Genomic DNA, 13,035 nt, shown 5'->3' with positions numbered 1-13,035 from the left:
CACGGGCCGGTCAGCGCAACGCATCACCTTCCGCGCTTTGACAGCGTCTCGCGCACCCGTTCCAGGCGTGCGTGCAGATCCTTGAGCGCATCGCCGCCCTTGCCGACCAGCCACGACGCCTCGTCTTCCAGCATCGCGCCCGGGCCGCGTTCGTTGTCCGGCAACGGCGGCAGGATGTGCGCGAAGTAGGACCTGCCCAACAGCCTGTGCAGCAGACGCTCGCCGGGGAACGGTTCGTTGTTGTTGATCGCGCGGGCGGCCTTGATCAGGTTGCGAATGTCGTACTGGGTCGGACTGAGGTCCGGCACCTGCTTGGGCAGGCCCAGCAGCGTGTACACCGCCACGCGCGCGGTGCGTACCGAGCTTTCCATAGTGAACACCACGTCGTTGCGCGTTTCCACGAACTGGCCCAGCAGGCCCAGGTTGGTGCAGCCCTGCGGCACCACGTGCGGGCGGTCGCCGGCCGCACGCGGCATGAACTGCGCGGTGATGTAGGGCATCAGCGCGGTGCGCACCTTGGTCTGGGCCGCAATCGCATCCAGCTGGTCCACGATGCCCAGGTGATGACACAGCTCGGCCAGGATCTCCCGGCCGGTACAGGCCGGCATCGGCTTGGCCACGTGGTTGCCGTCCTGGTCCATCAGCAGCGCGTAGACCCAGACCACCAGCACGTCGCCGGGCTGGCCGATGAAGTGCGGCTGGCGGTTGACGGTGAAGCTGAGCACCGAGTTCGAGTCGGTGAAGGTAATGACCCCGCCGGTTGCGGTGCGGCCGGAATAGGGATCGTTGACCGACAACTCGGTGATCTTGTCGGTGAGCGGCGATGGACGGCAGGTCAGCGTGGCCGACTCCCACATCGAGCCATCGACATCGCTGTAGAACTTCTCCGGTTTGCCAAACACCGGGGATTGCGCGGCCAGGTTGCGCCAGAGGGTCCAGTCGCTGTCTTCGCCCGGCGTGGACGGCCCGCGCTCCAGCACCGGCACGGTATCCATGTCACCGTAAGCCGTGCCCTCGGTGATGGACCCTGTGAGCGCGAACACCAGGTCGCCCTCGCCTACTGCAATCTGCGTGTCTTCACCCCTGACGCGGCAGCGAAGCGCGGTGACGGTGCGTGATTCCCCGTCCACCCGCATCTCCAGGTCATTCACGCGGGTGCCGAACTTCACCTGCACGCCCTGCTTCCGCAGCATGTCCACCAACGGCTTGACGAAACTTTCGTACTGGTTGTACTTGGGGAACACCAGCGTGGACATGTCGTTGAAGCCGTCGATCGCATCCAGGAAGCGATGCATGTACAGCTTCATCTCCAGCAGGCTCTGCCAGTTTTCGAAGGCGAACATGGAACGCCAGAAGAACCAGAAATTGCTCTTCAGGAAGCCTTCGCTGAAGTAGTCCTCAATGGTCACATCGTCGAGGTCTTCCTTGCGTTTGAGCAGCAGCTTGACCAGCTCCCACTGCTGCGCCTTGTTCAGGCCGAAAGTGGAGAAATCCTGGATCTTTCCCTGCTGGTGCATCAGCCGGGCCTTGGAGTAGTTCGGATCGTGGTCATTCACGGCCCGGTACTCGTCGAGCACGCTGTAACCTTCGGGAAGTTCCAGCGCCGGCACGTCCTGGAACATGTCCCAGAAGTTGTCGTAGTTCCAGTTCATCTCGCGACCGCCGCGGATGATGTAGCCCTGTTCAGGATTCCCGGCCCCGTCGAGCGAACCGCCTTCGATGTCCAGGCTGTCGATCAGGGTGATGTTTGCAGCCGGCATTCCGCCGTCGCGGATCAGGTAGAAGGCTGCGGCCAGCCCGGCGATGCCGGTACCGATGATCCACGCCTTGCGCGTGGCCACATCCTTCGGCGCCACAGGACGATTGCGCATGTAAGCGCCCATCATGTCGGGTGGCGGCAGCGTGTTTTCCGGGCGGTTGCACCAGTACCCGGCGGTGGCATCGGGCTCGTGTTCGGACGCCGCGGCGCGCGGCGCGTCCTTCTTCTCTACAGCCATGTCACCAGTCCTTCGATGGATGGATCTGCAGAGTACCCCCGTGCCTGTGACGGTTTTATTGGGCGGGTCAGGCGCCTTGTTCAGCCGCCACCAGCGGGCGTACCCGCGCCGGGCGGCTCGGGAACGCGTGGCGCAGGATGCGCCAGACCACCTGGCCGAACTGCTTCGGCAGCGACCCGGTGTTGTAATGCTGGCCGTAGCGCGTGCAGATCTCGCGCACGTCCACGGCAATGGCCGCATAGCGGTTGGCTGGCACGTCCGGGAAGAAATGATGTTCGATCTGGTGGCTCAGGTTGCCGGTCATCAGGTTCATCACCTTGCCACCGGCGATGTTCGAGGAGCCGCGCAGCTGGCGCAGGTACCAGTGGCCACGGCGCTCGTCGCGCACGCATTCCTTCGGGAAGGTTTCCGCGTCGGCGGTGAAATGCCCGCAGAAGATCACCACGTAGGTCCACACGTTGCGGATCAGGTTGGCGACCACGTTGCCCAGCAGCACCGGCAGGAAGAACGGGCCGGCCAGCGCCGGGAACAGCAGGTAGTCCTTGAACATCTGCGTGCCCATCTTGCGGCCCACCGGACGCGCCTGCGCCAGCAGCTGGCGGAAGGTGATCTTGCCGGCGAACCAGCGGCCCAGGCGCAGATCCTGTATGGCGATGCCCCATTCGAACAGCAGCGCGAACACCACCGCCACCACCGGCTGGGCCAGGTAGAACGGGCGCCAGCGCTGCTCGGGGAAGATCCGCAGCAGGCCGTAGCCGATGTCGTCGTCGAGCCCACGCACGTTGGTGTAGGTGTGGTGGCGGAAGTTGTGGGTCTTGCGCCAGTTGTCGGCGGTGCCGACGATGTCCCATTCGTAGGTGCTGCCCTGCAGCTGCGGGTCGCCCATCCAGTCGTACTGGCCATGGATGACGTTGTGCGCCAGCTCCATGTTTTCCAGGATCTTGGACAGCGCCAGCAGCACGACGCCGGCGATCCACGCGGGAATCAGCACGCTGTGCACGAACGCACCCAGGAACAGCAGCGCACGGCCGGCCACGCCGGTCCAGCGCACGCCGGCCACCACGCGGCGGATGTAGCGCGCGTCGGCGGCACCCAGCGTTTCCAGGTGGCGCGCGCGCAAGGCGTCGAGTTCAGAGCCGAACGCATCGAGTTCGGCGGCGGACAACACGCGGTTCTGCACGGCAGGCATGCTCAGAGCTCCAGGATCAGGTCGGTGCTGGCGCTGTTCACGCACAGCTTCACTTGCGTGGCCGGTTCGGCCGCGTACTCGCCGGTCAGGGTGTGGCGGGTCACGCCACTGGCCTTGCCGCACACGCAGGTATTGCAGATGCCCATGCGGCAGCCACTGGCCGGGCGCAGCCCTTCGGCTTCCAGCGCCTGCAGCAGGGACGTTCCGCGCGGCAGTTCCAGGGTGCGGCCGCTGCGGCGCAGTTCCACCCGTACCGTGCCGGTTTCCACATCCGGCAGCACCGGCGGGGTGAAGGCTTCCGACTGCAGCGTGGCCACCTGGCCGTGCAGGCGGGCCTGTGCGGCGTCGACGAACCCACCCGGGCCGCAAGCCATCACGTGCGCGCCGGACAGATCGCCCAGCGCGCTGAAATCGTAGTCGCCCACCCGCGCGGCCGGGGCCGCCGGGTCGCGGGTCAGCGCCAGGTGCACGCGGAAGCCGGGGTGGCGCGCGGCGAGTTCCGCGAGTTCCTCGGCAAAGCACAGGGCATCGCGCTGCTGCGCCCAGTACACCAGGTCGACCTGTACCGGCATGCCTGCGCTGTCCAGCTGGCGCAGCAGCGCGCGCATCGGGGTGATGCCGCTGCCAGCGGCCAGCAACAGCAGGCGTGCGGAAGGCGCTGCAGGCAGGGTCATCTCGCCGAACGCCTCGCCCAGCTCGAACACCTCGCCCAGCTGTGCGTGCTGCGCCAGGTGCTGGCTGACCTTGCCGCCGGCCACGGCCTTGACCGTGATCGCCAGGTTGCCGTCATCCAGCACCGTCGGGCTGTAGCTGCGGCTCAGCCGGCGGCCGTCCACCTCCACGCCCAGGGTGACGTGCTGGCCGGGCGCCACGCCGCGGAAATGCCGGTTCGGGCGCAGCACCAAGGTGACCGCATCGGCGCTAGCCGCGTGGCGGGCCACCAGCTGGGCCCGCGCGCGGCGCTGGGTCCAGAGGGGATTCACGCGACCGGCCCAGAAGTCGAACAGCTCTTCAGACACCCAGTGACGAGGTGAGAGGGACGAACGGCGGGCGGCGGGACGAGGGAGAGCGCTCATGGGGCCCACTATACGGGCGAGCATACAGCTGTGTATACACTTGTATATTGCCCGGACCGGCTATGATTCAGGGACTTGACCGTCTGGCCCCTGGATGACCCCGCCCGATTCGCACCTGACCGTCCACGACGACGCCCTGCCGGCCCGCAAAGCCTCGATTTCCCGCGAGGACCTGCTGGCCGCCGCGTTGGCGCTGATCGGCCCGCACCGCAGCGTCTCGACCTTGAGCCTGCGCGAGGTGGCCCGCGAAGCGGGGATCGCGCCGAACTCGTTCTACCGCCAGTTCCGCGACATGGACGAGCTGACCGTGGCGCTGATCGACCTGGCCGGCCGTTCGCTGCGCACCATCATTGGTGAGTCGCGGCAGCGCGCGGCATCATCCGACCGGAGCGTGATCCGCCTGTCGGTGGAAACCTTCTTCGAGCAGCTGCGCGCCGACGACCGCCTGCTGCACGTGCTGCTGCGCGAAGGCAGCGCCGGCTCGGACGCGTTCAAGCAGGCGGTGGAGCGCGAACTGAACTACTTCGAAGAAGAGCTGTGCGTGGACCTGATCCGCCTGGCGCATGCCGACAACGGCGCGCGGCTGCATGAGCCGCACCTGGTGGCCAAGGCGATCACCCGGCTGGTGTTCGCGATGGGCGGAACCGCGCTGGACCAGCCGCCCGAGCGCGACCCGGAGATGATCGAACAGACCGCGCAGATGCTGCGCATGATCATCACCGGGGCGCGCACGATTGCCGAGTATCCGCCGACGCGTTAGTCCGACACCTGCTCTTCGGACCCGTCCTCCTTGCCCCATCCAAGGTAGTGCACCCTGGTGCTTGATATCTTGCCGTCGATCTTGCTGCTCCCGCGAAAGACCCAGTAACTGTTCGGCACATCGACGGCAGTATCGAACGAATCTATTCGGATCTCGTCCAAATCCCGAAACGTGGCAATACACGTATACCCCTGCCCTGTCTCGTTGTTCCAGTCGCCGTAATAGCACACCTCGACGCCCCGCTTCACATAGTGGAAGATCGCCGACTTTGCTTCGTCGTTGGCGCATTTCCCACCCATGTTGTATGAGCGGTTGTACGCGACCGATTCCGTGCACACTACATTCTGGGTCTGGTTGTGCCCCTCGTACAGCGTGACGTATCCATTGTCGTAGTTGAGCCGACTGATCCTGACGCTCGATATCTTTCCATCCAGCGTATCCGGCCCGTATTTGCGGATGTTCCACTGCGTACCGTTGTAGTCGCGATTGAACGATCCCACCAGCGTGGGCTGGACAATGTCGTCGGTGACCGTGATCGCCGCATAGCCCTGGTCGCCGTTGTAGTTCCAGTTGCCGTACAGGTGGATCACGGTGCCCTTGCTGGCCTGCATGATCATCAGCGACCGGGCCTCGTCGTTCGGGCACCCGTGCGTGCCGCCCATGTTGAACTGCTGCGGACCAAGCGGAACATCGCAGATCGCCTTTTCGGTCGCGCTGTTGCCTTCGAAGAACGTCAGCGCATCGTCGAAGATGATCGGCGCAGGAAGCTGTGTCCCCGCCTTCAGCGGTATGTCCTGGACCCGCTCCTTCTGCGTGTGCGACCGCCCCGGGGGCACCTTGAAGACCGTTCCCGTACCCGCATCGGCGTTGTAGCTGACCGTCAGATAGCTGCGATACGCCAGCGCACCACTCTGGAACACCGGTATGTTGCCGAAGAAGGCGGGTGTGGGATAGGCACCAAGCTGAGCGTGCTCGTGCCCGGCAAAGACCGCACTGACGCCGTAAGACTCGATCAGCTCCTTGAACACCAGGCTTCCATTCCAGTCCACGCGCTTGTGGAGGCTGACGAAGATGATCAGGCCCTTGCGACGCGCTTCGCGCAGGTCGGCCTGCAGCCAGCGCAGCGAAGGCACGATCGAGAACTTGACCTTGTCGAACGGAATGATGATGTCGGACCCGAACTCCTTCCGATAGTTCGGTTCGTCGTTGAGCTGGATGAAGTGCAACGGCCCATAGGTGATGGAGTACCCGAAGCTGCCGCGATGCAGATCCTCGGACGCGTAGTGATCCATGGAGGCCGGCTGCAGCGCGGTCGGATGGATCTCCGAATACCACCAGATCAGGTCGCAGATGCTGTCGCGTGCGCAACCGTTGTTGGCGCAGTCGTCAACGTTGTTCCGGTAGTCGTGGTTGCCCAGGCCGGGGAACATCAGGGGCCCCCTGGCCGTGCCGGCCAGCCGCCGAAACAGGAACTGGGTAGCTCCGCGCTCCGAGCCATGCCCGAACTCGGTCAGGTCGCCGTTGATCAACAACGGAACATAACCGGCCGCTGTCTTCCTGAAAGCCGCAATGTCATCGAAAACCGCGCTTAGACGCTGCGACGAGAGCGCTTTATCCTCCCCTTCGGCGCCGGAATTCAGCAGCGTTCGCGGGTACTGCGGGTCGGATGCCACCACGAACTGACCCGTACGGGGTGCTGATGCCCAGCCGGGCTGTATGTAGCCCGCATACGACTGCGTGTCGGTGCGGGAGCACCCGTTGTACAGCACCCCGGGGCCCTCGGCGGCCCCTGCACCCTGCGCGCATGCAACATTGATCGAAACAGCACCCACGCAGCCCAATACGAGTGCACGAAGCACCCGGGAACAGAGGCTTGCCACGGTCTTCTCCCGGCGACAAGCCACGCCTGCCGGTTACCCGCCGTCCATCGGACAGCCGGAACACCGACCGCACTCATCGCAGTCTGAAGCATTGCCCCCGCTGGTGATCCCCCGATCACGCTCGATGCTGAGCCTGCGAACATTCAACAGATGTGAAAAGGGCTGGCGCGAGGCCAGCCCTTTTTACTTACCTGGTTGTAGCGACGCCTGAATCAGCGGCGATAGCACTGGCGCTCGACTACGCGGTCGCCATTTTTGCTCTGCGAGTTGCCCTGGATCTGGCGACCGGCAGCACCACCGGCAACCGCACCCGCGACCGTAGCAATCTTCTTGCCACTACCGCCGCCGACCTGATTGCCGAGCAGGCCACCGACCACCGCACCGGTAGCGGTACCGGCAATGCGGTTCGGATCCTTGCTGTTGCGCTGTACCTCGACGTTCTTGCAGACCACCTTGGTGCCGTCATTGAAACGGCGCCCTTCGTCCTTCGGCCCGTAGGTCTGGGCGCTGGCGCTGAATACCGAGGCCATCAGGGCGGCTGCACACAGCATGTTCCGGGTTGAGAGATTCATGGGTGTCTCCTCGTTTCACGACGTAGCGCCAGTGTCGGCGCGCGGCTGACAACCTCCCGTGAAATCCCGTCGATACCGCGTCAACGTGGCTTGAGTCGTTCAGGCAGCAGCCGGTAGCCGGGGCGCAGCGTACCGCTCAGTGTTTTGCCAACGCGTACTTCTTCTCGCCGGCAAGCACCGCCAGCCGTTCGCGCTGGCCGTTGCCGTCCTGCCAGGCGAGGCGGTTCTCCGGCGGCGGCAGCGGGCAGGTTGCGTAATCGGTATACGCGCAGGGTGGGTTGTAGGCGCGATTGAAGTCCACGACGACCGTGCCGTCCGCCGCGACCGGATCGGTGTGAAGGTAGCGCCCTACGCCGTAGGTCAGTCGGCCGGTGGTCTGGTCCTGGAACATCAGGTTCAAGCCCTTGGCCGGATCCCCCAGCGCTTCCAGCCGCCACTCACGCCCTTCCTTCTCGAACGTCACATAGCCGGGATTGGGCGTATCGGTCACCGTGCCGATCACGCTCGCGATGGGCAGCGTCCTGCCGGCCGGATGCGGCACGAAGTGCGCCTGTACCCGCCAGTCGGGGTCGGCCGGGAAGAAGTCCAGATCATGGAACGCCAGGCGTGCCGGCGCGTCCGCATGGCGCACCCGCAGCGCCAGCCGCTGGACACGCTTGATCGCGGTGATCTGGCCCTTGCCCCCGTCATACTCCAGCCTGGTCCCTCCGCCCGCACCTTCCGGCGTCAACTTCACCTCGCCGTGCAGCGGCGTGCCATCGGCGGTGATCGGCACGCCCTCGGTGGGTTGGAAGTACAGGCCGTCGGCGCGCTGCTCCACCTGGCCCAGCCGATCCGGCGCTATCGCCAGATGGATGGCATTCTCCTCGCCGCCGCCCACACTGTGCGCGCCAGGTTCGATCCAGTGCAGCCCGATCAGGCTGATCCAGCCATCGGGCTTGCCCAGGTCGGCGGCACGCTCGCGTACCCACGCGGCGTGCTCGCGCTGGAACGCCTCCGCCACCGGCGCAACGGCAGGCGTAACGACTGCCACCCTGTCCTGCTGGCTGCAGGCCGTTGCGAACAGGCTCACCACGAACAAACAGGCACGTGCGTGCGTCTTCATGTCGTTCACCAGTTTTTGGAAATGCCGAAGTAGAGGTAACGTCCGTAGGTTTCGTGCAGCGCGCTCAGGTAGTTGCCGGAGGCATTGAGCGGCGGTTCCTTGTCGAACAGGTTTCTTGCGCCCACTTCCACCGCCGCGCCCGAGAGCGCGCCCTGGGTGAACTCCTTCTTCACCGACAGCGTCCAGCGCTGGGTGGAGCCGACCACGAACGGGGTGCGGTCGGCATAGGCACCGGCGGTCACGCTGTCGATGTAGTCGTCGCGCAGGCGCACCGTCCAGTCCTGCAGGTTCCAGATCAGGGTGGCGCTGGCCCGCCATTCTGGCTTGGCGCCATTGATGCCCACTTCGTTGGCCGCACCCAGGTCCGGCGCGATGATGTTCAGCTGCCCGCTGGCGATGGCCGCTGCCACCAGCTGCACCTCGGCCGGCTTCTGCTGGGTGTACTCCCTGAGCTGGCTGGCACTGAGCAGGAAGGCGAAGTTGCCCCATGCGGTGCCGGTCAGGCGCCAGTTGAAGTTGTAATCCACGCCCGAGGCCGTCAGCGGATTGCGGTTCTGGTAGCGGTTGTAGACATGCGTCACCACGCCGGCCGGCGCCAGACCCGAACCTTCGAACTGCGCAATGTCCTCGGCGGTCACCGCAGCGCGCACCACGTTCGGATTGCTGCTGCCCTCCACCACGCGCAGGTAAGCGTCGTAGAGCAGCTCATCGCCCAGCGTGCTGATCGGATTCTCGACCTTCACCCGCCACGCATCCACGCTCAGGCTGATCGTGCCGAAGCGTTCGGGCACGAACCGCGGCTCGAACACTACGCCCCACGACGACTGCTTCGTGGTTTCCGGCTTGACATCCTCACCGTAGGAGGTCACCGCGCTTACCGACGGCTTCACCACCGAGCCGCTGCTGAAGGCATTCAAGCAGGCGCTGTAATCGGGCTGCGCGCCCTTGGCAATCAGCGCATGGCAGCGGATCGCATCGTTGTTGAAGCCGAACCCATAGGTCGGTGGCGAGTTGACCAGTTCCAGGCCAGGCGCGCGGAAGCCACCACTCACCGAACCGCGCAGCAGCACGCTGTCGTTAACCTTCCACGCCGCCGCCAGTTTCGGCTTGGCGACCTGCCCGGCATCGCTGTAGTCCTCCCAGCGGCCAGCGAGCTGTATATCCAGCGACTGCACGAACGGTACGTTCTGCGCGGGCGAGACCAGCGGTACCGCGAACTCGATCAGCGCCGACTTGACGTTGCGGCTGCCGTGGACATCCGGTCGCGGGCTATGGGTGAAAAAATTGCTGCGCGCGACGGTGCCGGTGTACCAGTCCGTGTAGGGGTTGCTGCCGTCGATGTTGTCATCGCGGTCGTCGGTGCGGCTCTCATAGCGGTACTCAACGCCCGCCGCCATGCCAATGTCACCCGCGTACCAGCTCAACAGGTCGGAACGGTTGATCTTGAAGTCCCACAATGCCAGTTCCGCCGTCCCTTCGCGGGTGGCTTCGCCGATGAACGACGAGGTGTCGTACGGCGTGGCATCGCCGACCCGGATGCTGGCCGGGTCGCCGCCACTGAACGGATTGTAGGCACTGGCATCAGTGCGGTTCACCGCTTCGATGAAGGCATCGGTCAGCCCGCCCTGCTGGGTGTCGGTGCTGCGCGCACGCGAGTACAGCAGCGCGCTCTCCCAGTTCCAGCCGCCCTCGGTCCAGCCGCGCACACCCAGCAGGAAGCGCGACTGGTCGTTGTCCACCTTGACCTTTCGAATACCGGAATCGGCGAACTGGTAGTTGAGCAGCCGGATTGCCTCGGCACCGCGCAGCGACTGCGGCACCCAGTACGCGTCCGGGCGGATGTGCAACAGGAAGCCATCCCCGCCGAATCCAGACTCGCTGCTCACCCAGGACTCGGAGCTGGCACGGTAATAGGCGAGTTCGCCGAACAGCTGCAGGTTGTCGGTCAGGTCGTAGCGGCCAGTGGCAAACACGTTGCCCTTGCGGATCGCCGGCGACGAAGTGATGCCCGGCTCGGCCGCAGAATCGTAGTGGTAACGCGTCGGCACCGACCCGCTGGTCAAGGCACCCGTGGTCGGGTTGACGTACCAGCTGCCTGTACGGCGGCCACCGGTGTAGGTCTCGAAGTGGCCCCAGGGGGTACGCGTGCTGAAGCCGGTGGTGCCGTTCGGGTCCGGCACGCTGGTGCCGTCGCCGAGGGGACGGCGGCCATCGGTGGCGGTGAACCAGGCGTCGGAATTCAACTGTGCGGTGCGCTTCGAGAAGCCGTACAGCACCGACAGGTTGCCACGCCCTCCGGAAAAGTCGCTGCCGAAGTACCCTTCCAGCGACACGTCTTCCCGGTGGCCGTCGGTGACCTTGCCGTAGTTCAGTTTGATCCCACCACCATCGGCCAGGTTGCTCGGCATCACCAGGTCGACAACGCCTGCGATGGCGTCGGAGCCGTAGATTGACGACGCGCCATCCAGCAGCAGGTTGACCCGTTCCAGGCCGAATACCGGAATCGCGTTGGCGTTGTAGGTGGTGTCGTCGCCGCTGTTGCTGATCGGGTGCTGCACGGTACGGCGGCCGTTGACCAGCAGGAGCGTGTACTTGGAGCCCAGGTTGCGCAGGTTCACCGAGCCGACATCGCCGCGCGCAACGTTGGAGTTGCGGCCTGCATTGGTGGTGCCCTTCTCGGTGATGGCCACATCGCCGAACTGCGGCAGGCTGCGGAACAGCTCGTTGCCGTTGGTCGCCGCCGTGGCGTCGATCTGCTCACGGTCCACCGCGACCACCGGCAGCGCGGCCTGCGCGCCGCCCCCGGCGATCTGCGAACCGAGCACCGAGACCTTGTCCAGCAACCGGGCGTTGGAGCCCTGGGTCTGCGAGGCCGACGCAGTGCTTTCCTCGGCCGGCTCGGCAGCCTCGCCCACCGGCGCCAGCAGCGTGCACAACGCCAGCGCCAGATGGCTGCGTCGCCACGGCAGGCCGCGTGGGCTGCGGCGCACCAGCCCGCTCTCAGCGCGCGGCTTCTGCATACGCGCCTCGCACGATGCTGCCTTCCAGCTTCTGTTCGTCCTTGACCAGGTTGTACAGCGGGCACGTGGCTTCGACCGACTGGCGCAGCGCGTCGATCTCCTGCTCCGACGCCGGCGACTCGATCCGCACCTTGTACGTGATGCCGCTGAAGCGGGCCGGCGAAGTGACGTTGCTGCCAAAGCGCGGGCTCACCTGGCCATCCACGGTGAGTTCAAGCGAATCCAGCAGCACGTTCCGCGAGGCGGCCTGCACCTCGAAGATGTGGGTCAGGCAGGTGCCGGTGACACCGAGCAGGTGTTCCTCAACGGTCGGGGCGAGCCCATAGCCCAGCAGCTCGGGCGCGCTGTCGTGCTGCTGCTGGTGGTAGCCGTCCTTGCCCAGGAACACCTGGCGCAGGCCGGTATGCGGCTCTACATGCGCACGCGCCACCAGCGGTTCCTGGCCGGCGGGCTTGGGCTTGCCGGCGGCTGGCTTTACCTGCCGGGCGAGCACCGCCGGGCGCTTCTCTTCAGTGATGAAATCGCGCAGGCCCGGCGGCAGCGACGGATCGCGCGTGGCCGCACTGTGGACGTACTCCACCTCGGCATGGCTGACCTGCTGCGGCCGGGTGACCAGGTCGATGGCCGAGGAGTTCGCGTGCACGGCGCGCTTGAGGGCCTGCAACTGCGCATCGGTGGCCGGTGAGTCGATGTAGGCCACGTAGGAAAGGTTGTTCGGGTAGGCCAGGGTTTCGCTCTTGCGCTCGGGAATGCTGGTGAACACCACGTCCAGCCCATCCAGCGGCACGCTCTGCGCCGCCGCCTGCACGATGTACTCGTCGGCCACGGCACTGGCCAGCGTGCCCACCAGCGAGTCCCAGGAGCCGGCCCCGAGGTTGTAGCCCGCGTAGTCGCGACCGCTGTCGCTGATGTACTGGAACTCCCCGGTCGGCCCGATCCGCAGGCGACGCACGCCCGAGCGGCTTTCGGCGGTGACCTTCGCATGGATGGCGGTGGGCGTGGCCGGTCTCGCCGACTGCGCCTGGATGGCATCGTGCTTGGCGGCGAGGTAGGCACGCAGCGGCGAGGCGCCTTCTTCAGCAGAAAACGCCAGTGGGGCCGCCAACAGCAGCATTGCAGACAGTGCGGTGGCACCGATAACCTTGAGCGGCGACATGGAGCGGGCGATGGACATGGGCGAGCGGTCTCCGGGGCGGATCGTGAACAGAAGCCCACTCTTCCATGCCGCAACGCCGCAGTTAAATAACCGTTGGCGATTCCCATATACGGTTGTAGCTACAGGAACAGCCGCGCCAGTTGTTTCCGACATCCTTGGCCGAAGCTCCGACCAATTATCGAGCTCCCGCCCCCATGATGTCGCAATCAGATATCGCCCCTGCTTCGTCCTTGAAGCACGCTAGTTGCGAGTGGTAAGACCCCCGCGCACTGGCTCTTAT

9 protein-coding genes are annotated in these 13,035 nt (G+C 65.5%); 1 reads left to right on the top strand and 8 read right to left on the bottom strand.

Translation table 11 applies throughout. The features are described 5' to 3' along the window. Positions 1 to 23 precede the first annotated feature (23 nt). The 3 genes from HGB51_RS13185 to HGB51_RS13175 form a co-directional block, all read right to left on the bottom strand. A complete protein-coding gene (locus HGB51_RS13185; RefSeq protein ID WP_070209350.1) occupies positions 24 to 1,997 on the bottom strand; it encodes an oleate hydratase in 1,974 nt (657 codons plus the stop codon). 67 nt (positions 1,998 to 2,064) lie between these two features. Further along, the gene (locus HGB51_RS13180; RefSeq protein WP_070209349.1) at positions 2,065 to 3,186 is read right to left on the bottom strand and encodes a fatty acid desaturase family protein; all 1,122 of its coding nucleotides are present in this window, start codon (positions 3,184 to 3,186) and stop codon (positions 2,065 to 2,067) included. A 2-nt stretch (positions 3,187 to 3,188) separates the two neighbouring features. Beyond that, positions 3,189 to 4,262 carry a ferredoxin reductase gene (locus tag HGB51_RS13175; RefSeq protein WP_070209348.1) on the bottom strand — a complete coding sequence of 358 codons (1,074 nt, stop codon included), beginning with the start codon at positions 4,260 to 4,262 and terminating at the stop codon, positions 3,189 to 3,191. Positions 4,263 to 4,356: 94 nt separating this feature from the next. Here HGB51_RS13175 and fabR point away from each other — a divergent pair, with 94 nt between their 5' ends. Continuing rightward, a complete protein-coding gene (gene fabR, locus HGB51_RS13170; protein WP_070209347.1) occupies positions 4,357 to 5,022 on the top strand; it encodes an HTH-type transcriptional repressor FabR in 666 nt (221 codons plus the stop codon). Here the strand turns inward: fabR and HGB51_RS13165 are convergent. The 5 genes from HGB51_RS13165 to HGB51_RS13145 form a co-directional block, all read right to left on the bottom strand. After that, entirely contained in the window at positions 5,019 to 6,902 is a 1,884-nt protein-coding gene (locus HGB51_RS13165; protein ID WP_171966859.1) for a metallophosphoesterase family protein, read from the bottom strand. The two genes, fabR and HGB51_RS13165, sit on opposite strands and share 4 nt — an antisense overlap. A 212-nt stretch (positions 6,903 to 7,114) precedes the next feature. Continuing rightward, positions 7,115 to 7,474 carry a glycine zipper 2TM domain-containing protein gene (locus tag HGB51_RS13160; protein ID WP_070209345.1) on the bottom strand — a complete coding sequence of 120 codons (360 nt, stop codon included), beginning with the start codon at positions 7,472 to 7,474 and terminating at the stop codon, positions 7,115 to 7,117. 136 nt (positions 7,475 to 7,610) lie between these two features. Further along, the gene (locus HGB51_RS13155) at positions 7,611 to 8,579 is read right to left on the bottom strand and encodes a DUF1684 domain-containing protein (RefSeq protein ID WP_070209351.1); all 969 of its coding nucleotides are present in this window, start codon (positions 8,577 to 8,579) and stop codon (positions 7,611 to 7,613) included. A 5-nt stretch (positions 8,580 to 8,584) separates the two neighbouring features. After that, entirely contained in the window at positions 8,585 to 11,599 is a 3,015-nt protein-coding gene (locus HGB51_RS13150; RefSeq protein WP_171966858.1) for a TonB-dependent receptor plug domain-containing protein, read from the bottom strand. Continuing rightward, complete coding sequence (locus tag HGB51_RS13145) at positions 11,580 to 12,773, bottom strand: OsmC family protein (protein ID WP_171966857.1); 1,194 nt, start codon at positions 12,771 to 12,773, stop codon at positions 11,580 to 11,582. Before HGB51_RS13145 ends, HGB51_RS13150 begins: the two co-directional genes overlap by 20 nt. Between the last annotated feature and the right edge of the window lie 262 nt (positions 12,774 to 13,035).

This window comes from Stenotrophomonas bentonitica (assembly GCF_013185915.1).
GTDB lineage: Bacteria > Pseudomonadota > Gammaproteobacteria > Xanthomonadales > Xanthomonadaceae > Stenotrophomonas > Stenotrophomonas bentonitica.
This window is presented reverse-complemented; position numbering and strand designations above follow the sequence as displayed.